General features: G+C 42.2%; 19 protein-coding genes. 11 read left to right on the top strand and 8 right to left on the bottom strand.

The genetic code is table 11. The features are described 5' to 3' along the window. The first annotated feature begins 113 nt into the window (after positions 1-113). Positions 114-1,457, top strand: a complete 1,344-nt coding sequence (locus V7K61_RS21175) for a bifunctional folylpolyglutamate synthase/dihydrofolate synthase (RefSeq protein WP_335056220.1) — start codon at positions 114-116, stop codon at positions 1,455-1,457. 59 nt (positions 1,458-1,516) lie between these two features. On the opposite strand, the gene V7K61_RS21170 is transcribed toward V7K61_RS21175, so the two are convergent. After that, positions 1,517-2,815 carry an ABC transporter substrate-binding protein gene (locus V7K61_RS21170; RefSeq protein WP_335056218.1) on the bottom strand — a complete coding sequence of 433 codons (1,299 nt, stop codon included), beginning with the start codon at positions 2,813-2,815 and terminating at the stop codon, positions 1,517-1,519. Between the two features lie 152 nt (positions 2,816-2,967). On the opposite strand from V7K61_RS21170, the gene pilM reads away from it, so the two are divergent. From pilM to V7K61_RS21145, 5 genes are all read left to right on the top strand, one after another. Further along, entirely contained in the window at positions 2,968-4,074 is a 1,107-nt protein-coding gene (pilM, locus tag V7K61_RS21165; protein ID WP_094347393.1) for a type IV pilus assembly protein PilM, read from the top strand. Between the two features lie 4 nt (positions 4,075-4,078). After that, positions 4,079-4,855 carry a PilN domain-containing protein gene (locus V7K61_RS21160; RefSeq protein ID WP_335056216.1) on the top strand — a complete coding sequence of 259 codons (777 nt, stop codon included), beginning with the start codon at positions 4,079-4,081 and terminating at the stop codon, positions 4,853-4,855. After that, positions 4,852-5,619: a pilus assembly protein PilO gene (locus V7K61_RS21155; protein WP_335056214.1), complete on the top strand. Its 768-nt coding sequence runs from the start codon at positions 4,852-4,854 to the stop codon at positions 5,617-5,619. Before V7K61_RS21160 ends, V7K61_RS21155 begins: the two co-directional genes overlap by 4 nt. A gap of 273 nt (positions 5,620-5,892) precedes the next feature. Continuing rightward, positions 5,893-8,076, top strand: a complete 2,184-nt coding sequence (locus V7K61_RS21150; protein ID WP_335056212.1) for an AMIN domain-containing protein — start codon at positions 5,893-5,895, stop codon at positions 8,074-8,076. 163 nt (positions 8,077-8,239) lie between these two features. Beyond that, entirely contained in the window at positions 8,240-8,482 is a 243-nt protein-coding gene (locus V7K61_RS21145) for a hypothetical protein (RefSeq protein ID WP_335056210.1), read from the top strand. Positions 8,483-8,518: 36 nt separating this feature from the next. Here V7K61_RS21145 and V7K61_RS21140 read toward each other — a convergent pair whose 3' ends face one another. The 3 genes from V7K61_RS21140 to V7K61_RS21130 are packed head-to-tail and all read right to left on the bottom strand — an operon-like array spanning position 8,519 to position 9,937. Continuing rightward, positions 8,519-8,968, bottom strand: a complete 450-nt coding sequence (locus V7K61_RS21140; protein ID WP_335056208.1) for a type II toxin-antitoxin system VapC family toxin — start codon at positions 8,966-8,968, stop codon at positions 8,519-8,521. Next, positions 8,968-9,258: a DUF2281 domain-containing protein gene (locus V7K61_RS21135; protein WP_335056206.1), complete on the bottom strand. Its 291-nt coding sequence runs from the start codon at positions 9,256-9,258 to the stop codon at positions 8,968-8,970. The genes V7K61_RS21140 and V7K61_RS21135 overlap by 1 nt, the downstream gene beginning before the upstream one ends. Before the next feature lie 58 nt (positions 9,259-9,316). Continuing rightward, positions 9,317-9,937, bottom strand: coding sequence for a Uma2 family endonuclease (locus tag V7K61_RS21130; protein WP_335056204.1), 621 nt, complete (start codon positions 9,935-9,937; stop codon positions 9,317-9,319). Between the two features lie 111 nt (positions 9,938-10,048). Between V7K61_RS21130 and V7K61_RS21125 the strand changes: the two genes are divergently transcribed. The 4 genes from V7K61_RS21125 (at position 10,049) to V7K61_RS21110 (ending at position 14,594) form a co-directional block, all read left to right on the top strand. Continuing rightward, positions 10,049-10,690 (top strand): Uma2 family endonuclease, encoded by a 642-nt coding sequence (locus tag V7K61_RS21125; protein ID WP_335056202.1) that lies wholly within the window; start codon positions 10,049-10,051, stop codon positions 10,688-10,690. A 916-nt stretch (positions 10,691-11,606) separates the two neighbouring features. After that, entirely contained in the window at positions 11,607-11,891 is a 285-nt protein-coding gene (locus V7K61_RS21120) for an HU family DNA-binding protein (protein ID WP_010998076.1), read from the top strand. A 26-nt stretch (positions 11,892-11,917) separates the two neighbouring features. Next, on the top strand, positions 11,918-13,021 hold the full coding sequence (gene cobD, locus V7K61_RS21115; RefSeq protein WP_335056200.1) for a threonine-phosphate decarboxylase CobD: 1,104 nt from the start codon (positions 11,918-11,920) through the stop codon (positions 13,019-13,021). 121 nt (positions 13,022-13,142) lie between these two features. After that, positions 13,143-14,594, top strand: a complete 1,452-nt coding sequence (locus V7K61_RS21110; protein WP_335056198.1) for a dihydrolipoyl dehydrogenase family protein — start codon at positions 13,143-13,145, stop codon at positions 14,592-14,594. Positions 14,595-14,869: 275 nt separating this feature from the next. Here the strand turns inward: V7K61_RS21110 and V7K61_RS21105 are convergent, their stop codons facing one another. The 4 genes from V7K61_RS21105 to V7K61_RS21090 form a co-directional block, all read right to left on the bottom strand. Beyond that, the gene (locus tag V7K61_RS21105) at positions 14,870-15,388 is read right to left on the bottom strand and encodes a hypothetical protein (RefSeq protein ID WP_335056196.1); all 519 of its coding nucleotides are present in this window, start codon (positions 15,386-15,388) and stop codon (positions 14,870-14,872) included. Between the two features lie 160 nt (positions 15,389-15,548). Beyond that, complete coding sequence (locus tag V7K61_RS21100; RefSeq protein ID WP_335056194.1) at positions 15,549-16,148, bottom strand: DUF4360 domain-containing protein; 600 nt, start codon at positions 16,146-16,148, stop codon at positions 15,549-15,551. Positions 16,149-16,837: 689 nt separating this feature from the next. Beyond that, entirely contained in the window at positions 16,838-17,575 is a 738-nt protein-coding gene (locus V7K61_RS21095; RefSeq protein ID WP_335056192.1) for a diacylglycerol/polyprenol kinase family protein, read from the bottom strand. A gap of 92 nt (positions 17,576-17,667) precedes the next feature. Then, positions 17,668-19,455 (bottom strand): DUF3685 domain-containing protein, encoded by a 1,788-nt coding sequence (locus tag V7K61_RS21090; RefSeq protein ID WP_335056346.1) that lies wholly within the window; start codon positions 19,453-19,455, stop codon positions 17,668-17,670. A gap of 143 nt (positions 19,456-19,598) precedes the next feature. Between V7K61_RS21090 and V7K61_RS21085 the strand changes: the two genes are divergently transcribed. Continuing rightward, complete coding sequence (locus tag V7K61_RS21085) at positions 19,599-22,598, top strand: pentapeptide repeat-containing protein (RefSeq protein WP_335056190.1); 3,000 nt, start codon at positions 19,599-19,601, stop codon at positions 22,596-22,598. Positions 22,599-22,631 lie beyond the last annotated feature (33 nt).

The raw sequence follows: 22,631 nt of genomic DNA, 5'->3' as shown, positions 1-22,631 counted from the left end.
ACTGTTTCTCTTTACAAGGACAGTCGGTTTTATTCATATAAATTAATGGGGCATTGGGCATAGGTTATTCTCCTTGTCCCCCTTGTCCCCCTCATCCCCCCACTCCCTCTTCATTGAATATCGATTCTGTAATACAACCCCTGCAACGCTTTGGTGTCCATTTGGGACTCGATCGCATTGTCAATCTATTGGCAAATCTCGGCAATCCCCATCACCAAGTCCCGGTTATTCATGTTGCTGGCACTAATGGCAAAGGTTCAGTGTGTGCCTATCTTTCCTCGGTACTCACTGAGGCTGGTTATCGTACAGGACGCTACACTTCCCCCCATTTAGTTGATTGGACGGAACGTATTTGTCTGAATGAACAGCCAATTTCCTCTGAGGAATTGAGTCAATTATTAGAAAAAGTCCAAGCGGTTATTCGCCCTGATGACGAGCCGCCAACTCAGTTTGAAGTAATTACGGCGGCTGCTTGGTTATATTTTGCCCAGCAACAAATTGATGTGGCTGTGGTAGAAGTCGGACTAGGAGGGCGCTTAGATGCTACCAATGTTTGCTTGGAACCTTTGGTTACGCTCATCACTTCCATTAGCCGCGAACACTGGCAACAACTTGGCCCTACCGTCGCTGATATTGCTAGAGAAAAAGCAGGTATTCTTAAACCTGGATGTCCCGTTGTGGTTGGGCCATTACCACCAGAGGCAGACAAAGTGGTGCGATCGCGTGCCTTAGAATTACAATGCCCGATTTTTACACCTCAACCTGCCCGTCAAATCGCTACAGGATGGGCAGAGTATATATGTGAAGCAGAGGGGCAGAGGGGAAGAGGGGCAGAGGGGGAAATTAAAGAATCAGCCCATCACTCTATTAAATATCCGTTGCCGTTAGCGGGACAAATTCAGTTAACTAATTCAGCTTTGGCTTTAGCCGCTTTAGAAATTCTCCAACAACAGGGTTGGCAGATTTCAGAAGAAGCCATAACTAACGGCATGGCCAAAACTAAATGGCCGGGGCGGATGCAATGGACTACTTGGAAAAACCATAAATTATTACTTGATGGCGCTCATAATACCGCCGCCGCCCAAGTTCTCCGCCAGTATGTTGATAGCTTAGACGCAGTTAACCCCAAACCCATAAATTGGGTTATGGGAATGTTTGCCGATAAGGATCATACTGATATTTTTACCGCTTTACTGCGACCAGGCGATCACCTTTATTTAGTGCCAATACCAGTAGAACCTTGGGCGGGTAGGACTTCTGCGGATCTAGACTACTTATCAAATCTAGCTTACAGCCTCTGTCCCGAATTAAGCGATCGCCAAATCCATCCAGATTTATTCACAGCACTAGCAGCCGTCACCACAACCGCTACCACAGAAGATTTAATCGTTTTGTGTGGTTCCCTTTATTTAGTCGGCGATTTTTTAGCAGCCACCAATATAATTCGTAAATCATAATTACGAATTACGTTAGCGTAGCGTTAGCGAGTCTTCGAGCGTCATTACGAATTACGAATTTATCTGTTGTTCCACTCTTGCGCCGCATTCTCTACAGCTTTATCTACAGTTTTTTGGTCTAACATTGCTGCTTGCAAGTTCTCATAAACAGCCTTTTGCAGTTTATTAAAATCCTTCAATGTAGGGGTCAATATTTCTGCCTTTGGCAGTTCTTGAGCACTCATAACTCGCGCTTTTTCTATTGTTGAAGCATTAGCTGGAACATCTTTAAAGTAAGTATCAGACAATGCTTTGATTGTAGAAGGTAGGACATTTGCAGCTTTAGCAAAGGCTAACTGATTTTCGTCATTGGTGACAAATAAAGCAAACTTCACAGCGCCATCTGGTTGTTTGCTATCGCGGGGAATAACTATGTTCATCACCGCGACATTTTTCTTTCCTGTGTCACCAGTGAGTTGAGGTGCTATTCCCGAAGCTTGAGCAATTTTTGGGGCATTATTTGCGATCGTTTTCAGAAACTCTGGCCCAGAAGCTAAAAAGGCAGTCTCTCCAGATTGGTATAAATCGATCGCGTGGCGATGTCCTTGGGTTAAAGCCTCTTTAGGAAGCAAACCTTTTTTATACAAGTCTACCCAATACTGAAACGCGGCTTTTCCTTGTGCTGAATTAAACGCCGCTTTACCCTCAGCATCTATTAAGGTGACTCCCATTTGCACGAAAGATTCCAGCACTTCACCGGAATCTTGCGGTACGAAAGTCACAAAAAAGGCATACTTACCCGTCTTGTCTTTAATTTGTTGCGCGGCTAGTGCCAATTCTGCGTAGGTTGCGGGGACTTTATTGATACCTGCCTGTTTTAATAAATCAGTGTTATAAATGGTTAACCGTGTGGTGAGATACCAGGGAATCCCAAAACTCTTACCATTAAGCGTACTTGCTTTCCAGATATTCGGCAGATAGGAGGAACGTACATCATTCGGGACTTTCGCATCTAAATCTAACCAGGCATTTCGTCCGGCAAGTTGGGAAGCAAAACCCGGATTTAAGTTGACTACATCAGGTGGCGTTTTTGCGGAGACAGCTGTTAATATTTTGTTCTCCATTGCTGCCCAAGGTACATCAACCCAGTTAATCTTTATACCTGGATTTTGCGATTCAAAATTCGCAATTAGGCTTTTGAAGTAGTCGGTAAATTGAGGTTGGAGTTGCATTGTCCAAAACTCAACAGTTCCCACTCCTGAAGTAGCTTGTTTTGTACTTGTATTAACATTACCTGTGCTGCAACTTACAATCCAACTGGTTAATAAGCCAAGCAGTACCAAAGCAACAAGTTGTTTAAATTTTCGCAATTGAATCATTTTCCCAGTATTTTTACGCTTGATCGGTGTGAAAAGCTTAGACAGAATTGTTGAGATTATAGGCTAAATAAATTACCCGTAAAGACGTAATATATAACGCCTTTACTGCAACAAATTTAAATTTTCAATTTAGCAGTCCAGCGGGCACAACTGTGGTAAAAAGCTTCAATAGTCTGTTTGGCAAATCGAAAAAAGGGGTAGGCATTGAACTTGCTCCCGAACGGGTAAATGTTGTTCAGCTACGCAAGCAGGGTCAAGGCTTGAAATTAGAAATCTATACATCGGTAGCAGTTCCAGAAGGGATAGTTATCGATGGTCAAATCAGCGACCCTCCGGCAATGGCGCAATTAATTCAGCAAGCGCTAGCTGAGAGCAAAATCAAAACTTCTCACGTTGCGACTGGTGTACCAGGACGAGATTCTATCGTTCGGATTATACCAGTGCCAGCAGAGTTAGACGATAAAGAACTGCGAGAAATGGTGCTGAACCATGAAGCAGGTTTGTATTTACCCTATCCTCGTGAAGAGGCTGATGTAGATTATCAGAAACTTGGGTATTTTGTAGATGAAGATGGCATTGAAAAAGTACACGTACTCCTAGTTGCCACCCGTAAGGAGATAACGGATACCTATATAAGTACCTTCGAGCAGGCAGGATTACACATTGATGTTTTAGAAATTAACAGTTTTGCTCTGATTCGGACTATTCGCGAACAACTGCGACAATTTGGGCCGCAAGAAGCAGCAGTACTAGTTGATATCGAGTTCGACAGTACAGAAATCGCCATCATCGTTAACGGAGTGCCGCAATTTTCGCGCACAGTCCCCATCGGGACTTATCAAATGCAAACTGCCTTAGCAAGGGCAATGAGCTTACCTACATCACGAGACATGGAACTGTTACACGGAATGGTTATTCCTGCAACTCCCATAGACGGTGGTAAAACTGGCGTTACCGAACTCGATCCTGGCATGGCTGCCATATTGAGAGTCTTGGGAGAACTAACAGATGAACTGCGCCGTTCCATCGATTTTTACCTGAATCAAAGTGAAAATTTGGAGGTAGCGCAGATTTTATTAGCTGGGCCAGGAGGTGGACTTCAACAGCTAGATGAATTTTTTACTCAACGATTGAGTTTGCCAACTACCCAAATAGATCCAATCGGGTCTTTATCTTTGGAAGTTGACACTGATAAATATCCACAGGTACAACGCTCTGGCTTGGCGATTGTACTTGGTCTAGGAATGCGGGAGGTGTAACAAAATGTACAGCCTAGATGTTAACTTTCTTAAAGACCGCCCAGCATTCCAGAAAAAGCCAGAGAGAAAGGGAGGAATAGCTCTAAAATTTCCTACGGGGGATTTGACACTACTGTATGTGGGAGTTGCAGTAGGTATAGGTCTTCCGGCTTTATTCGGAGTTGGTTGGTGGTTGCTGCAAGGGAAGATTGTTGAATTAGATGGTCAAATTGCACAACTAGACCAAGAAAGCAAGAGGTTAGATACAGAAATAGGAAATATTAACAAAATCAAAGCCGAGGCAAATGCAATTAAAGGGGAAACCCAAGCTTTAGTAACTGTATTTGACCAGATTCGTCCTTGGTCAGCAATGCTGCAAGATTTGCGCGATCGCATCCCAACGGCAGTGCAAATCGAGAACATCAAGCAAATCCCACCCATTGCAGTAGCGGCAGGTCAGCCACCAAATAATCCCGCCGGGGGATTAGAAATTAACGGATTGGCTCGTTCCTTTAATGATGTCAATGATTTCTTATTGAGTTTACAACAGTCTCAGTTTTTAAAGCCCACAGAAACCAGAATTCTCACAGCAACGTTAGTAGAGGCTCCCTTAACAGCAAGTGCGAGTCAATCTTCTAATGATGTAATTATTAAGCCACCTCAAGTAGTTAAATACACTATTCAATCGAGCATGAACGACGTTCCAGCGTCGGAATTAATTCGAGAGTTAGAAAAAAAAGGCACAGTGGGGTTAGTAACTCGAATTCGTAATATGCAACAAACAGGAGTCATTTCAAAATGACGCTGAGTGATGATTTAAATTTTGCCGAACATGGTGGGGAATTCGATCAGGCAGGGCCAGCCCCACGTGTGGTATTTGGTATTGCCTTCACACCAAAAATTATTGGGATCATAGTGGGGGTAATTGGTTTAGCAGGAGCAGGTTATATATTGTTAAACCTGCTGATGCCAGCTTGGGAAAGCTATCAGCAGCAGCAAGCCAAAAGCACTGAACTGCAAGGGCAAATTGAGCAAAAAAAAGCCAATATCAAACAGATTGACAAAGTTAAAGACGAACTAGCACAGGCAAAGCAGCAAAAAGTTCAGGTTTTAAGTTTATTTGCTAACGAAAAAACCTTAGATACATTGCTATTGGATTTGAACCGCTTAATTGAGTCTGGCAATAGTGCAACTTCTATTAATGCAGTAAGAGCCAAACTGAAGAAATATGTGCCGATTTCCCAAAAACCAGAACCGATTACCGATGGAAGTCTAGGAGTAGGGGTTAACGGCAAGTTGCAACGCAGTACTATCAGCGCTGAGATTACAGCAACTTATGAACAAACACAATCGATAATTCGTAACATTGAGCGGTTACAGCCTTTGTTAATAGTTAAAGATTATCAAGCAACTTTGGCTCCAGCAGAGACAAGATCCCCATTAGATAAAACGCCGATGCAGGTAGGCCCAGCAGGGATTAATACATCATTCCAGTTACAGGTCTTGATGCCACTTAGTCCAGAAGAAATAGCCGCAGCTGCTGCTACAGCTGCCCCGAAAAAGTAGTCACATGAGAGGACGAATAGAATTCGCGGCTACACAAGCGTAGACAAACCTTCCCGCAGACTAAGGAAATAATTGAGGGTTTTGAAAACTCACGTTCTCCATTGGCGTTCTTGCAGGGTAGGTGGGTAAAGTCTCGTGTAGTCAAAGTGCGGTCTTCTCCCACAGGAAGAAGCTAGCGCCAATGGGGAAACCCCATAAGCAATTGGCGTGCGGTTTCTAACCGCCTAATCAAAATTGTATGTAAACAGGGTTTTATAAGGTGAGGAATGAACTGTGAAACAGCTTCACGGTAATAGTTTTATTTTAGGTACTGCCGCTTTTGTATTTTTGGCGGCTCAACCAGTTTGGGCACAAATTAGTCAAGTTACTGATGTCAAGTTAAATCCCGTTAATGGTGGAATTAGCGTTGCTTTGAAAACTTCTTCTGGGTCACGCCCCCAAGTTTTCACTACGAAAAGAGGCAAGGCTTTAGTTGCTGATGTTATCAACACTCAATTACGATTACCACAAGGTAATAGTTTTCGTCAAGATAACCCAGCACCAGGAATTGCATCTGTTGAGGTTAGTCAGCTTGATGCTAATAGTGTTCGGGTGACAGTAACTGGCAGCAACGATGCACCTGGCAGTCAACCTGTAATGCGATCGCCAAATGGAATTACACTCAGCTTTAGCCCTTCAACAGGCACTACAGCATCAGCGCCAACGCCAACAGCCCCAACGCCAACAGCCCCAACATCCACAGCACCACCCGTTACTACTCCAGCCCAACCTGGTCAAAATCCAGGTGTTCTCGTTCCTAACCCGGAAGTAACTATTGACGGACAACCTGCACAAGCTGCTGGGCCAGGTCAACCTCTAAGTCAGGCTCCACCGTTCTTACCTAGAGCCGTCGCCCCACCAGTGGGAGATATTGCTATTTCCGCTACCGATGCTTCTCCTAGCACTGTTGACTTAGCAACTCAGGAACGTGTACCTCGTCTAGTACTGCGAGATGCCCCAGTACGTGAGGTTTTATCATTGCTTGCCCGTGCTGCTGGTTTGAACCTGGCTTACGTCGGAGGTGAGCAAGGTGGTGGAGGACAGGCAGGTGGCGGTGCTAATGCACCAGCAGTTTCTCAAACAATCTCGCTAGATATAGAAAATGAGCCAGTGCAAGATGTATTTAACTACGTTTTGCGCCTGAGTGGTTTAGAAGCTAACCGTAGTGGTCGGACAGTTTTTGTCGGGGCTAAATTACCTAATGCGACCCGTGACATGGTTATGCGTAGTATGCGACTCAATCAGGTAACGGTAGGAGTCGCCCTGAATTTTTTGGTAGCATTGGGAGCAGAAAGTGCCGTCAGCCGCGAACGACAAGTTACTAGCGTTAGTGCTGTGGCTGTGGGTAATGCGGCTGCTCCCATCACCCAAACTCAGACGACTACAGAAACCCAAGTTCAACCTCTACGCGTTGATTTTAAAGACTCTAGTCCATTACTAAGAGGTTTACAGGCATTAGGAGACGAGCGTACCAATTCCCTAACCCTAATTGGCTCTCCTAGACTCATTGAGATTGCGATGGCTCAACTAACTCAGCTTGATATCCGCCGTCGTCAAGTGGCAGTCAACGTCAAGATTATTGATGTCAACCTCTCGAACATTCAGGATTACAACACTAGCTTTTCTTTTGGGGTTGGTAACAACTACTTTAGCAATGATGGTGGTGTCGCCTCTCTGAATTTTGGCGGTGCTAGACCAGCTACTAGTGATGAAGCAAGAAATAGCTTGACTAGTACACCGATCATCAATAATGTTGCTAGTACTATTGCATCACCATATCGGTTTACCAAAAGTCTTCTCGCTAGTTTGAAGGCTCAGGTTACAAATGGCAATGCCAAAATTTTGACCGACCCAACCTTAATTGTCCAAGAAGGTCAGCAAGCTCTGGTAAATCTGACTCAAGAAGTAGTGGGAAATATAACCCTGGAAACAACGGATACTTCTGGTGGTTCTAGGACAGAAAGAACAATTGAGAAACAAAAAGTTGGCTTAACCTTGAGTGTAAAAATTGAGCGGATTGACGATAATGGGTTCGTTTCTTTATCGGTTGCCCCTACTGTCAGCGCTCCTTCCGCCTCACAAGATACAGGAAATGGACAAATTGTTTTAGTGTCTGAGCGCTCTCTTACTTCTGGCTTAATTCGCTTACGAGATGGTCAAACACTAATCCTGAGTGGTATAATTCAAGACCAAGACCGAACAGCGGTTTCCAAAATTCCTATCTTAGGCGATCTCCCACTGATTGGTTCGCTATTTAGAAGTACAAACAGACAGAACCAGCGTCAAGAGGTAATTGTGTTGCTTACACCTCAGATTATGGATGACTCTGATAACTCCTCCTACGGCTATAACTACGCCCCTAGCCCTGAAGTGCGGCAAATCCTTGAGCGTCGTGGGTTGAAGAGTCCTGGCAGGTGATAAAGATAATCAGTAAGTGAGTCACCTCTACTAAAGACTCAGATCCCCAACTTCTTTAAGAAGTTGGGGATCTTCTTTTTTTACGAGTAGGTTTAAGTTTAAATGTCATTCTACAATAAAAATACCCAATCACAATAGAAGTAGCAGTAGTGGGTAAATACTAATGAGTTCAGAACAAGACTTATTAACAAAGTGGCGTTCTCTTCCACAAGAAAAACAAGAGGAAATTTTAGATTTTGTTGAATTTCTTGGTTTGAAAAACTCTGCAAATAAAGTCCCATTGGGAGAACGTTTACAGCAAATTCGCACTAGGATTGTTGCTTCTGGTAAACATTTATTAGATGAAGATGAAATCGAAAAAGAACTCGCCAGTCGCAGAGGTGGGCTACAGGGTAGAGAAGAATGAAAATAACTTAAAAAAGATTCGAAAAAATGTAAGTTTTCAGATTGTAATCCAAGATTCAACAGATAATTTTCTGACTTGTTGAATACGTTGAAAGTCGCTATCGGCTGAGACAATAGTGAGATTTTGTTGCAGAGCAATAGAAGCAATCCACAAATCATTTTCACCAAAACCTAAATCAGTTAATTTAGTTTTTCTGCGTTTACTTTTTTCTTTTGGTGCAAATTGATTGAATAAAGCAGCTTTGAGTTGACCATAAATATTAGCAGTTTGCTGGTCAATATTGTAAATATAAATACCTGTAATAAAATTTCTTACTAATGCTAAATTAATTTGTTGTTTTTGAGAACGTGCTGCCATATCTATTAATTCTCCCTGCACAATGACACAAGTTGAAACTAGACTGTTTTCAATCTCAGCAAGGCGACTTAATATATTGACATTACCTAAAATAGCTAGACTACAGTGATTTGTATCGAGTAGGTACATTATTCAAAAGGATTATCTTCATTAAACTCTGCTTGACCACGGCTAGCAATTACTAGTTTTAGACACTCCTCTAAGTCATCACCTTCCCAAGTACCTATAGTTTTCAGATGTTCTAGAAGTGAGCTTCCTGTGGAATTAACAGTAGTATGACTAGCAAATTCTACTTGATGTTGTGTTGGTTGCACTTGAGTTTGCTTTGTTTTCAAAAAACGTAAAAAATTAAGTGTTTCAGTCAAAAGTGCATCTGGTGCTGATTCAATTTCTTCGATAAGTTGTTCTTTAATTTTCATATTTACGCCTCTTGAACTGACATTTTTTAGTAGTGTAAAACAGCAAGTAGGGTTGTGGCTAAGTTGGTAGATATCCAGCTTGAAAAATCTGTTCGGCGGTTAAATTCAATTCCGAGAAAGTAGGCGAGACTATGTTAGCGCTGCCTCTAAATTGAGTAACTTGGTATTCACCATCGATTAATAGATAAATAGATATAGTAGGCTGTTTGGGATTGCCAGTGAACTTTTTAGCACCTAGAGCGAGATAATCTACAACCCAGTATTCAGGAATTCCAATACCCTCATACTTACCCTGTTTTGTGTAGTAGTCATCATCCCAGTTCGTACTAACTACCTCAACTACTAAGGGAATTGATGCTGCAAGGCTTACAGTTGATTCTTTTTTCCATAGCGGCTCATTGATTAAATTAGGGCGATTGAGTAATAGCACATCTGGGGAATAGGCAGATTCCGAATTAGTTGGTTTTACCAGCGCAGTTTTGGGGATTGTATAAGGTAAATTTAATCGGTCAAATTCTACTGTTAATTTTCTTGCTAAAAAACCTACAACATCTTCATGGTCTCCTACTGGTTGTGCCATTTCAACAATCACTCCATCATGTAATTCATATCTTCCACCTTCGGGTCGCCACGCTGCAAAATCTTCAAATTTTACTAGTTTTGGTATGGCTTGAGTCATAATTTATTACCCCTAGTAGTCGTTTCGATCATATCGCTTTCTTACGTTCAGCCTTAACAGTAATATTAAGGGGTACAGTACTCGAAAAAGTTTGTTGCGGAGAACTAAACTATGGTGGCAATAAAAACATCCGCAGAAAATAGGGTTTTACTGCAAAACATCAGCTGGCAGACATTTAAAACTATGCTGGCTGAAATGGGTTCAGAGCGTAATTCCCGATTTGCTTATGACAATGGAACGATAGAAATTATGACCCCACAAATGCCACACGAAAACTCAAACCGTGTAATTGAAGGTTTTGTTGTTGTCCTGTGCGAAGAGTTGGGCTGGGAAATTAGACGCGCTGGTTCATTAACTTTAACGCGAGATGATTTAGAGAAGGGAGCCGAGCCAGATAGTAGCTACTATATTCAAAATGAAGCCCTAGTTCGAGATAAAGAAAATATTGGCCTCGCCACCGACCCGCCCCCTGATCTGGTGCTGGAAGTCGAATATTCCAGGTCTGCAATAGACAAGCTGAGGCTTTATGCTGCAATGGGAGTTCCCGAATTTTGGCGTTATAACGGCAGTGTGTTGAGAGTTTACACGCTTGCAGGTGGACAATATTCAGAAGTTCAAACCAGCCCTACTTTTGCGTCTGTGTCGGTGAAGGAGATTCCTCGGTTTATTCAAGAAGCTAAAAAGAATGGGGAAATTGCTACTACCCGTGCTTTTCGGGCTTGGGTGCAACAAAAAATTTCTACTAGGGATTGACTCAATCGGCATGAATGCGCGGATATTCAACAGCCACATACTCAGGGGCTTTCAGTATTGATTCTTACAAAGATTTATTGAGTGCCTGCGTTCGTCATAATACTAGGTGAGTTCGACAAGTCTTATTTGACCTCTCCCCCAACCCCTCTCCGACACGGAGAGGGGAGCAAAAATCTGAATTTTTCGTTGCTCCTCCCTTTCCGTTTCCCAGAGGGAGGCTGGGAGGGAGAGGTTCATCGAACTCACGTTAATACTAGGTGGAAGCAAGCTACGCGTAACGTCTTGCAGAGGAGAACTTGTCGCAGCGTAGTTTACCGCCGTAGGCATCGCCACCATAAATGTTAAGAAAGATGTGACTAATGGATAGCCTTGTAGCGGAGAAGCTTTAATTTTTACCCCTTCCCTACTAAAGAAGCTTGCGATGGGGTTAAATTTAGCATTGGATTTTCCACATCAGATGAAAAGTGAGTAAAATCTCCGACTTTTTAGAGAAATTGGGAATCTGAGCCTTCAATTTCCATAAAAATTGCTTAATCTCAGCAATAACTCTTTAACATCGGTAATGAATGCCAACAAACATTGACCATCTCCCACCTCCCCACTCCCCTGTTTTCTTGGCAATTGCGGGATTTACTAGGTATTTTTTCCTACTTTTGGGGTGGTTTTTAGTGGAACAAGTACTCTAAAATTACAAAAAATCCTGAAATCTATATAAATTAATGGTTTCATCTATCCACATCAGGCTACAACACCTTAGAATGATTCATTGAAAAGTCGAGCCGATGGGATGTACAGCCGTTTTGAGTAAAAATACTCCCAAAGGATGATTTTTGTATTTCTGCGAACAAAGATTTCAGTACAGATGTATTATTTTGCATCCGTACTGAAATCTTAAGTAAACCTTCAGGAGTTTGACATGAACAAAGGTGAATTAGTTGATGCCGTAGCTGAAAAGGCTAGTGTTACCAAGAAACAAGCGGATGCAGTCTTAACTGCCGCTTTGGAAACGATTATTGAAGCGGTTTCCTCTGGTGATAAGGTGACATTGGTGGGATTTGGCTCATTTGAATCACGGGAACGTAAAGCCCGTGAAGGTCGCAACCCGAAAACAAATGAAAAAATGGAAATTCCAGCGACGAGGGTTCCTGCCTTCTCCGCAGGAAAACTGTTTAGAGAAAAGGTAGCACCCCCAAAAGCATAGGTTCTGTCTTCGGGAACCCTTTTTTAATGCGGCAACCTGCACACGGGGGAAATTTAGCCTGGGCAGCAGCACTGGCTGGCTGTCCCCCTGATGCTATTCTGGATTTTTCTGCTAGCATCAGCCCGTTGGGGCCTCCAAATAGCGCGATCGCTGCTATTAAGTCCCAAATTGGTAATCTTAAGCACTATCCAGACCCAAATTATAGTGAACTGAGACTAGCTCTCAGTCACTTCCATCAAGTGCCGTCTGAGTGGATTCTGCCGGGTAACGGCTCCGCAGAATTACTCACTTTAATCGGTAGGGAATTAGCTCAATTAGCCGCGACAATTTTAATCACTCCAGCCTTTGGCGACTACTACCGAACCTTGGCAGCGTACAACGCTAATGTGCTGGAGTGTCCTTTGATTAGTTATGAGCAACGAGTGCTGTTAGCGGATAGCTATGGTTTAGCCTGTGCTGAGTTACCAGTTTTACTCAGCACTCAGCACTCAGCACTCAGCACTCACTGGGGACTATTGCTAAATAACCCCCACAACCCAACCGGAAAACTATTTTCACGGGAGTCTATTTTGCCCTACCTGGAGCAATTTGCTTTGGTTGTGGTGGATGAAGCATTTATGGATTTTGTGCCGCCCAATGAGGAACAAAGCCTGATTCCGGTGGTGCAGGAATATCCGAATTTAGTAGTATTGCGATCGCTGACCAAATTTTACAGTCTCCCAGGACTGCGATTAGGATATGCGATCGCACATCCTGACTGCCTAGTTAAATGGCAGCTATGGCGAGATCCTTGGCCCGTAAACACACTAGCGTCAGCAGCGGCAATTGCAGCACTCCAAGATACGGAGTTTCAGCAGCAAACCTGGGCATGGCTATCACCTGCACGAAACCAACTGTTTCAGGGTTTAGCTGAAATCCCAGGATTGCAACCCCAAGCAAGTGCTGCTAACTTTTTACTGGTTGAGTCCCAAGAATCTACTTCCCAGTTACAGCAACAATTACTCAAGTATCACCAGATTTTAATCCGCGATTGCCTTAGTTTTAAAGAACTAGGCGATCGCTTTTTCCGGGTTGCTGTACGTGAAGAGTCCGATAACCAACGCTTACTAACAGCGCTAAAAGAGAGTTAGGAGTTATAAGTTATAAGTTAGGAGTTATAAGTTAAAAAAGGTTTTTAATTCTTAACTCCTAATTCCTAACTCTTAATTCCTAACTCCTAACTCTTAACTCCTAACTCTAATCTAAATTCACGTGACCGTTGACTACGATGTTGTAATTATTGGCGGCAGTCTTGCTGGATACTATGCTGCACTTGCTGCAACCCAACTACGTGCTACAGTTGCCCTGGTACAACCCAAAGTAGACTATGGGTTTGCTCCTCACCATGCTCTTACTGAAATTGGTAAACTAGCGCAGAAGTTGAAGGATGCGGCTGGTTTTGGTATTCATGCCACACACACTGATACCTCAGAAGAATGCCATATATCTATGGCATGGCAAGAAGCGATGCTGTATGCTCAATGCGTCGCCTCAAATCTCCAAGAACAGTATTCCCCAGGCATCCTAGCGGCGCAGGGAGTCGATATCATCGTTGGCAGTGGTCAATTTCAATCTTCACCCCAACTGGCTTTTGCTGTTAACAATCGCCTACTACGCGCCCGTACTTATTTGCTGGCTAGTGGTTCGCGTCCAGAAATTCCTGAGATTGAAGGATTACAAACCACTGGCTATCTAACCCTTTCTAATATTTGGCAATCTTTTCAGGGAACGACATTACCCAAAAATTGGGTAATTATCGGTGGAATTCCCCAAAGCATTGAAATTGCTCAAACTTTAGCAAGGTTTGGTTGCAGTGTGACGTTGGTAGTCAAGCATCCTTATGTTCTTCCATATCTAGACCATGAAATAGCCACATTGCTTCAGGCGCAGTTAGAAGTAGAAGGTGTGCGCGTCCTCACCGAAAAACCAGTAACTCAGGTGAGGCTAATTGAAAATAAAAAGTGGATTCAAGCAGGAGATAAGGCCATTGAAACTGATGAAATTCTAGTGGCGACTGGACAACAGCCGAATCTTGAATCTCTAAATTTGGCAGCAGTAGGTGTGAAATGGCATCGGCGTAGCTTAGTGGTAAATGATAAATTGCAAACCACTAACCACCGCATTTATGCTTGTGGTGATGTAATTGGTGGTTACGACTTTGCCAATGTCGCTAATTATGAAGCAAAAATTGCTTTGAACAATGCACTATTTTTCCCTAGATTACGAGTCAATTATTCCTCAATTCCTTGGGCGATGTTTTCTGTACCTATGCTGGCACAAGTGGGTTTGACAGAGGCACAGGCAAAACGCATATTTAGCCGAGATAAAATTTTAGTTTTGCGACAATATTTTAAAACAGTGGCAGCAGCCCAACTTCGGGATGAAACCACTGGTATGTGTAAATTAATTGTGTTACGCAATGGGGAAATTTTGGGAGCTTCGATATTGGGGGCAGAAGCTGGAGAATTAATTAATTTGATTGCCTTGGCAATATCACAAAAAATTAAAGTCAAACATCTAGCAAATTTATCTCCTGCCTATCCCAGTTTCTCAGAAATTCTAGAACGAACTGCAAGAGAGTGGAGTAAGCAAAAGTTAAATACCAACATTCCTTTGCAAGAGTTTTTAGAAGGCTTCTTTCATTTCCGCCGCAATTGGAATTAGCACTTACGCACGGAGTTGTCACTATAATAACTTAAACAAGGTACTGATATAGGACTCCAATTTGATTTCTGAAAACATCTTGAGACTGAAAAGCCTGTTTTATAAGGATTTTATCTAAAATGTCGTTCAAAAATCAGATATGAGTCCTATATCATTACTGACTTCCACAAGGATACTGACTTTGCAGTTCTCGCTGCCTTTAGCAATATTGACAGCACCTTGATTGCAAACGCAACGTCATCATAATTGGTGAGCATCCCTCAAAATTGAGCTTATTATTTTTGTTGAAGTGCAAACTTTAAATCTGTCAACTCTAATTCTCCTCCGGTTGTTGTTAATACTAAATTAATGCCTAAAACACTTTTTCCTGTACTTGTATAGTTAGTTGGAAGTATTTGCTTGGTCAAATCAAAATTTATAGCGCTTCCATATCTTATTTGATATGGAGTTGGTTTATCGCCAAGTAAAAATGATGTGATAGCTACTTGTGCTGGTGCTTTCTTGACTACACCTTTTAAAGCTAAAGGCACGAGCCTAAATTGCTTTTGAGTATTAGAGGTATCAATTCTAATGATACATCTAGCTCTTGACGATTGTGCCTTTATAGTTATAGGAGCGCGAAGTGTAAACTGACTTATTTGCGGATTGAAAGTTATATTACATCCCCTATTAACCGAAAATCGTGGCTGGTTGTTTACTGGAGCAGCAGTACTAGATGAATTGGCATCATAAGAATAGAAAAAAAACAAGCACATTAATATGAAAAAATTACGTGCATCACTTAATCTCAACATAATTTTATTCTCCATTAACAGAATATTTGTAATCTTCAAAAAAGAATACCTTCAGTAGATTCAATGAGTGGTGTGTCTAAATCCCCCACTCATTGAAGACCACTAAAGTTGGAATTTGGTGCGTTGTATCACCATCTATCCGCAGAATCGCTAAAAGCACCTAGTCGCAACGCTTTAGGTCAAAAGAAAGTATCACATCCCCAGCATTGATATCGGCTGTATCAACGAAAATAGAACTTCCTGATGAGGATTGTGCAGTCAGATTAATACCTAATAATCCTTGTCCACCACCACTACATAAACCTGTAGCAGCTACAACAGTAATCTCATCTTGCTCCGCAAATGCCTTACTAGATGTAAACTTGGTAGTTTTAGGGGGAGCTACAGCTTGACCAAGAGCACCACCACTAAAGCTATAAGTTCTGCCTAAGCTGGTACCTTTACTCTTGCTATCAATATCAGTAGTTCCTTGGTACAGTACTTGTACATTTTGGACGATGAAACCACTTGGAATAAAAGTTTGAACGCGTAAAATACACCTTTGACGCTGACCATTGAATGCACTAAAGTTATCCAAGATGATCGATAAGCTTCTACCATCCTCTCCAGGAAGCTGATCGTCAACAATACATCCGCCAGACCCGATTGCATCTCCAAAAGTAATACTAGGCGACTCTTGAGCCAAAGCCTTGGTCGCCATCACGTTGAGTCCAAGAATTGTAGATATAGAAAGTAATACACCAAATTGTTTAAAGTTCATATTGATTGTACCTATGTTGCTAGAGATTGTTTTTTGATGAAAAATGCATTCAGAGGGCAGAAGGTAGGAGGTATGAAGGCATCTTTGCTTGAATCCCACGCTTAAAAGCGTGAGATTGAAGCAAGGATGCTTTGTGTTTGGTGTTACATATCTCGACACAATTTTGCTCTAGTAGTGGGCAATCACCCGCAACTAGAGTTTTGATTGATACTTACAGGCTTCTGCCTTCTTCAATTGTGGGAAATCCTTTCAAGTATGCTTTGACAATTTCTGCTCAATCAGAAAATGAAGCATAACTGTATATTGCTGGAGTTAACAGAAAGAAGATGGACATCAAGTTACAAGATGTATTCTTGCTGTAAGTCCATGTGGGAAAGATCATATAGTTGTCTTAATCAGAAAATATGTGTTCTCGATCACAGATATATTGTGTTTCTGAACACTGCCAATTTCAAAATAGTAGTATTGTAGTATGAAGTAGCAGTACTCCAAAGTTAGGTGCTAAAAATTAGGGGTATAAATCGCTGAATTAATAGTGCGATACCGATAGCGCAGCGTAAAGTCTTCTCTACGAGAGGCTGCGCCAACGCTTAGAGCGAGCCGTAGAGCGTAACAGACCGCCGCAGATATCGCAGTGAAATAGCTGTTTTTATTGAGAATCTATATTATGAGTGGCTGAAATTCTAGTCTTAGACTGGGAACGAGGTAATTGGGAGTGCCTTAAAAACCTGCATAAAAATCCAAACTACTCCCGCCGCTGTTAGAGGTACGCTGAGGTTATCTGTGCCGTGGGGCGAGACTGCCTCTGCTAGAGTTGCGAAAGTAGCAGTTACTACTGCTGTCAAAAAGGCCCAACCTAAACTTAAAGGCGTTGCTAGGGGACTTAGCGACGAACCAGGTAGCAGTAACAGCACCAAGAAAATTACTACTGTACTTACTATAAACATTGCTGCTGAACCTTCCCAGGAACGTATAGAACTTCCCACTTGGTATTTATGTTGCCCAAAAGGTTTACCGATTAATGCTGCTAGTGCGTCACCCCAGGTCATTGCCATTATCCCTGCTACGGCGATCGCAACGCTATCTACTGGCCCATCTGGTCGCCACAATAGCCCGAACAGCAATGTCACTGAGATAGCGAAATAAACTGTGCCGGGTGAGCTATCCTGGGTATCCATTGCGCCGATGATTCGGTAGCGGTAAAACAGGTAATTAAGTCCGATAAAGGTAGCAAAAGGTATAATTCCGATTTCCCAATTCTTAAACAGTAGCAGGACTCCGAAAGCCCACATCCCTGCACCAATATGGATTACCTTGCGGGTCAAATCTGGCTTTACACCAAATAGCCTACGCAATCCCTCGCCAATTACAAGCAGACTGATAGCGTAAATATAAGAAATTGCTAGCCCGATAAAATTATTTGTCATTTGTCATTTGTCATTTGTCACTTGTACTGAGCGAAGCCGAAGTATTTGTCATTTCCCTTGTCCCTCTTGTCTCCTTTATCCTCCCTGCTCCTTCACTTAGATCGATCGCTATTTCGTCTAAAGTTCTTTTCTACTGACGAAACGCTACCAATACCTTGAAGAATACCACGACCGATTAAACCTAAACCCCGACCAACTATTTGGGTAAGGATAAAAACTATACCGCTACCGAAAACAGCTAATAGTGATTTTAAACGCGGTGCGATCGCATCACTAAATTCTAGGAGCAATGTCACTATTAAGGGAATATTAGAAAGTTTTACTAACTCTTGATTTCGAGGAGCATAAACTGAGGTATTGGCAATGCCACGAGGCGCAATTACAAATAGCTCATAGCGACTTTCAAAAACAGCTTTTGGCTCATTTATATAATTTTTTAATCTATATTTCCACGACAAATCATTTCTAAACCGTTCAATCTCTCTTGTAGAAATCAATTGGCGTCCATAAAAGTTTTGCTTAATCTCTTCTACATCTGCTAAATAATTTAACAGTGGTTGAACTACTCCATTCGCTACCTGAATCAATAAGTTCTCTAAAAGCATCAGTGCTTGGGACTTGGCTTCAGCGCTAACTACTGGATATGAGCGATTATCAATGTTCAATTCTGTTTGAAATAAGAGATAAGAATACAACTCACAAAATAGCGGAATTTTTTGAAGAATCTCTCTTTGCACAGCATCTGTATTTTGTAGCAATAACTTAACAATTTCTATGTTTTGATTAGCTAATTTTATCCGAGAAAACTTTCCAAAAAAGTCTATAATCGCTACTTGCCATAAATCACGTACCAAGCTATTTTTTAGCTCATATAATTGATTTATCTCTATTTGAGAAGCACGCAATTCATCTAACTGCTCGGACAACTTTTGTAGGATCAGATAAAGTAATTCACGTTTTTTATCTTCACGAAAGATATCAATTTCTAAAGGTATATCTGTGACATTTATTAAAGGAAATTGAAGCTTAGTAACGCAAGATGTAAACAAGGCAGATTGTAGGGTTCCCGGACTAAGTAAAGGTGATAGGGTTTGTCTTTGTTGAATGCTTAATGAAGGAGTCACAGGCGGCTCATCAGCAACCGAAATCTTTTCCGCTTGCCTTTCTTGTGGTGAAACCAACAACCGATTTAGCAACCAACGAGCCGCTAGCAGTTCTCGCCGCTGTCCAGCTAGAATTGCTCGATCTAGTACTGGTAGTCCGGGAACTTGTAATTGTGCTGTTACTGCGGCTAGGGTAGCATCAATGTTAGCAATTCCTGACAAACGTAAATTATTTCGCAGTTTAGAGAAAGGGAGTGAGGAGTTAGGAGTTAGGAGTGAGGAGCGATGCCCTGAGCCTGCCGTTCGCGCAGCGTCTCGTAGAGAAGGGTTAGGAGTTATTATTGCTTCTGTGTCCTGGAACCAGTAAGAACCACCATCTGCAACTTCTTGCATAGCGGCGACTAACTCAGGAAGTGGTGTACCTTTGGGGCAGTAGCCATTTACACCAACAGATTTCGCCGCTAATAGCAGTCCTTGTTCTTGAATAGAACTGAGGAGTAGGATTGGTAGGTTGGGATATAAGCCTCTGAGTTGCCGACAGAATTGTAAACCTAGCTGTTGACTGGTGGTACGACCATTACCGAATTCTAAAACTACCAAATTTACCTGGTTAGGGTCTTTTTCAGCAATTTCTGCTAAAATCTGCAAGGCAACGGTGTCAGTTTCTACAACTGCGATCGCTTCTAGGTTAGGAATCGCTTCTAAAGCTACCCGTAATCCTAGACGAAAAATCGGGTCTTGGTCGATTAACAATAATTTTAAAGGGCGATCGCTCATAATCCACTCAATTAGATCGGCACTGTTTTTTACCAATCAGAAAACAACTTTTATACAAAACTTTGTCTTCCCCATTGTCACCTGTTTTCGCAAACTGATAAATCGATCATAATTGCCATAAACAGCTTTCACTGTGTGATTAAATGAACCTGAGTATTCGGCACTGGTTGGCAGAACGCCATATCGCAATCAATCAAATCAGAGAGTTTTCTGAGGGGCAATTGGCAGGTATTGCCTACCGTATTGTTCAGGATATGGAACTCAAAAGCCTCATGCCTTTTGATATCTGTACCTTGGCAGAGGTTTTAGAACTGCCCTTAAGTATTGTTTGGGAAGAAATCAGTGTCATTTCCCAGTTGACAGAAAAACTTTTGCGTAGCCTCAGCCAAAAAAAACCGTTAAAACGTAACGAAGGCACATGGCTAGCGTTTCAAATTGCCTATCTCCAAGCTTTGCAAGCAATTCTAGAGCAGGAAGCAAGCTTACAAAAACCGTGGTTAGACCGGGCAATTATACCCATACAACCACACATACTTAAAGAGGATGTGGGTAAACTCATCCTCCAAGATCCACAATTACAAGGATTGCTGAAAACCCTCAGCCCAGGTAAATTGACTGATACTCAAGCAGAACAAGCACTGTCTTCGGTTGCAGATTCATTACTGGTGCAACAAATAAATAACGCTGCGATCGCTTGGTTAGTTGCCAATGGTGCAGAGGAAGCGGAAGCTAAACTTCTAACACAGCGTTTAGTCAACTCACTTCCTGGTGACATATTGGTAGTCGTCACCGAGAATGCTGCACCTTTAGCCCAACTGCAAAAATTTTTCCGTTTGGGGATTTCATTATCTCCCAATTTCATCACCCCAGAAGTTGCTTCTACAGTTAGTGAAAAAATTGATTTGCACCGAGAACATTACCGTGCAAGTTTGATTAAAAACCTCAGTATCCCTTTGCTGATGGAATCCTTTGCGCTTAAGGATATCTATGTGCCACAGAAAGGCTTACCAATAGAAGAAAATATTTCTGAGCAGGATAAAAAAGCTGTTAAACCAGTTGATTTAAAAACATGGGCACAGCAACAGTTAACTGATTTAGAAACGATCGCTGTCATTGAGTCAGAACCGGGTTATGGAAAAACTAGTTTTTGCCAACTTTGGGCAGCACAGGTAGCACAGGAATTGTACCCTACTTGGATGCCGATAGTAATTAGGTTGCGAGATGTACAATACGGTAAAACTTTAATCGAAACTCTAAATTCTGCCTTTGGTGTTAATCTTTCAACTTGGTTAGAGCAAGAAAATCTTCCTTGTCTGTTGCTGCTGGATGGTTTGGATGAATTACCCCATTCTGCTATGGGTATCAGGGCACAAGCAATTTTTATTCAGCAATTACTGAACTTTCAATCTCAGCACCGCCACAAAATTGTGTTGACAAGTCGTTCAACGACTCTACCAGAAATCGTCTCGGAACTACCGCTATTGTTGAGGCGAATTATTATTCAGCCATTGGATGTGGACGAATTCAAGCAATGGTTTCAACAGTGGGCAAAAGTGCAATCATTACCCATTGCTCAAAATTTCTTTACATTGTTAAAACAGGCAGGGTTATTTAACAGCCAATCAAAGTTAAGCGAATTATCTCCCCTTGTTCGTCAACCCCTAATGCTGCATTTGTTGGGCATCTTGCACCGCGAGGGATTGCTAGATGATGAACTATTGCAGTTAGCAGCTAATACCCAAAAGTCTTTTCTGTTATGGGAAATTCATCATCGCCTGAGTGGATGGTTGTTGGGTTATCCGCTAATTGGTGGGATCAAGACGATGCTACTGCGTTCAGGAACGGCTCATATCCATCGGACTCCAGAAGCGATCGCTAATTTACTCGCTAATCGTCATCCCCAAGATTTAGTTGAGCAGATGCAAGCGATCGCTCTCAAAATTTTACACTCGCAGCGTCATCAAATTAATGTGGCTGGTGAATTTAATAGTTTACCAGCGTTTTATTTTAAAATTTGGGATGTAGAAAGCTCAGGCGAAAGCACTGCGAAAAGTAGTTTAATTGAGTTTTCGCATCTCAAGTTAGGAGAATCTCTTTGTGCAGATGCTATTGCTGCCCAACTTAAATTTCTGACTCAATACCAAGATGAGGCTTATGGTACGCCCACTTTTATACTCGATCCCAGTAGTGTGTCCCAGAATATTTATAATTTACTAGGTTACGGGATACTTAGCCAAGAAATTGAAGAACTGGCGATCGCTGGATTGCGTCGCCAGCAAAAACACAAATTTTCGTTTGAAGTTTTATTTCAACGTCTATTATCTTTCTGGCGTGCTTACTGTCAAGGGCGTTGGTTAGATGAGGGGATAGCCCACAACGCTTTGACTAATTTTCACGAACTGCAAAACCCTGTGAATGTTGAACAGGTGAATGCTGCGGTGGGACTGAATGTGTTTTTATTGCTTTGTGCTTGCTACCGAGAAACAAAAATTCCATTTTGGCCTTGTGGGAATCCAGTCAATTTAACAGAATTCAACCCAGAGGTGCTGAGTGTGCTAATTGCTAGAACAACGGTTTTGCATAAAAGCGCTTTTGCAACCCGAATCAAGTCTCTGTCTGGACTCAATTTATCGGGAGCCTCTTTATCGCAAGTGATGTTAACTGGGGTAAATCTTGAGCAAACAAACTTATCTAATGCGGAGTTAATGGGGGCGAATTTAGCTGGAGCCAATTTGCAACAGGCTAACCTCGCAGGCGCGAACTTACAAAACGCTAACCTCGCAGGCGCAAACCTACAACAGGCAAATCTCACAGGCACAAACCTGCAACAGGCTAACCTGATGGGGACAAATCTTAATTCTGCCGATCTCACCAACGCCTGCTTATTTGACGCCATCCTTGCTGCGACTGACAAAAAATTGGCCGCTGATAATGGAGCCTTGTTCTCTAAAGAAATGTTTCAAAAACTGAAACATTTGCGATCGCAGCAACCCTTCTTAAACACCGTGAAAATTACGCCAAACACAAACATCAATTGGAGCAAAACCCCTGCGATCGGACTAATTGAAAGCTGTGAAGGCGCAATTTTGTCAGTAGATTTAGATGATGATGATGCCGATGATGAGACAGTTTTTGGCAATTAATTTGATTGGGGCATTGGGCATTGGACATTGGGC

Origin of the sequence: Nostoc sp. (assembly GCF_036918015.1) — a bacterium.
Lineage (GTDB): Bacteria > Cyanobacteriota > Cyanobacteriia > Cyanobacteriales > Nostocaceae > Nostoc.
Note: the sequence above shows the minus strand (reverse complement) of the source record. Positions and strands in the feature narration are given on the sequence as shown.

Coding starts and splice junctions, on each gene's coding strand:
- V7K61_RS21160 (WP_335056216.1), top strand. CDS start 4,079: ATGTACAGCCTAGATGTTAACTTTCTTAAAGACCGCCCAGCATTCCAG.
- V7K61_RS21125 (WP_335056202.1), top strand. CDS start 10,049: ATGGTGGCAATAAAAACATCCGCAGAAAATAGGGTTTTACTGCAAAAC.
- V7K61_RS21105 (WP_335056196.1), bottom strand. CDS start 15,388: ATGTTGAGATTAAGTGATGCACGTAATTTTTTCATATTAATGTGCTTG.
- V7K61_RS21090 (WP_335056346.1), bottom strand. CDS start 19,455: ATGAGCGATCGCCCTTTAAAATTATTGTTAATCGACCAAGACCCGATT.
- V7K61_RS21130 (WP_335056204.1), bottom strand. CDS start 9,937: ATGACTCAAGCCATACCAAAACTAGTAAAATTTGAAGATTTTGCAGCG.
- V7K61_RS21095 (WP_335056192.1), bottom strand. CDS start 17,575: ATGACAAATAATTTTATCGGGCTAGCAATTTCTTATATTTACGCTATC.
- V7K61_RS21135 (WP_335056206.1), bottom strand. CDS start 9,258: ATGAAAATTAAAGAACAACTTATCGAAGAAATTGAATCAGCACCAGAT.
- V7K61_RS21170 (WP_335056218.1), bottom strand. CDS start 2,815: ATGATTCAATTGCGAAAATTTAAACAACTTGTTGCTTTGGTACTGCTT.
- V7K61_RS21100 (WP_335056194.1), bottom strand. CDS start 16,148: ATGAACTTTAAACAATTTGGTGTATTACTTTCTATATCTACAATTCTT.
- V7K61_RS21085 (WP_335056190.1), top strand. CDS start 19,599: ATGAACCTGAGTATTCGGCACTGGTTGGCAGAACGCCATATCGCAATC.
- cobD (WP_335056200.1), top strand. CDS start 11,918: ATGCGGCAACCTGCACACGGGGGAAATTTAGCCTGGGCAGCAGCACTG.
- V7K61_RS21140 (WP_335056208.1), bottom strand. CDS start 8,968: ATGTACCTACTCGATACAAATCACTGTAGTCTAGCTATTTTAGGTAAT.
- V7K61_RS21120 (WP_010998076.1), top strand. CDS start 11,607: ATGAACAAAGGTGAATTAGTTGATGCCGTAGCTGAAAAGGCTAGTGTT.
- V7K61_RS21145 (WP_335056210.1), top strand. CDS start 8,240: ATGAGTTCAGAACAAGACTTATTAACAAAGTGGCGTTCTCTTCCACAA.
- V7K61_RS21155 (WP_335056214.1), top strand. CDS start 4,852: ATGACGCTGAGTGATGATTTAAATTTTGCCGAACATGGTGGGGAATTC.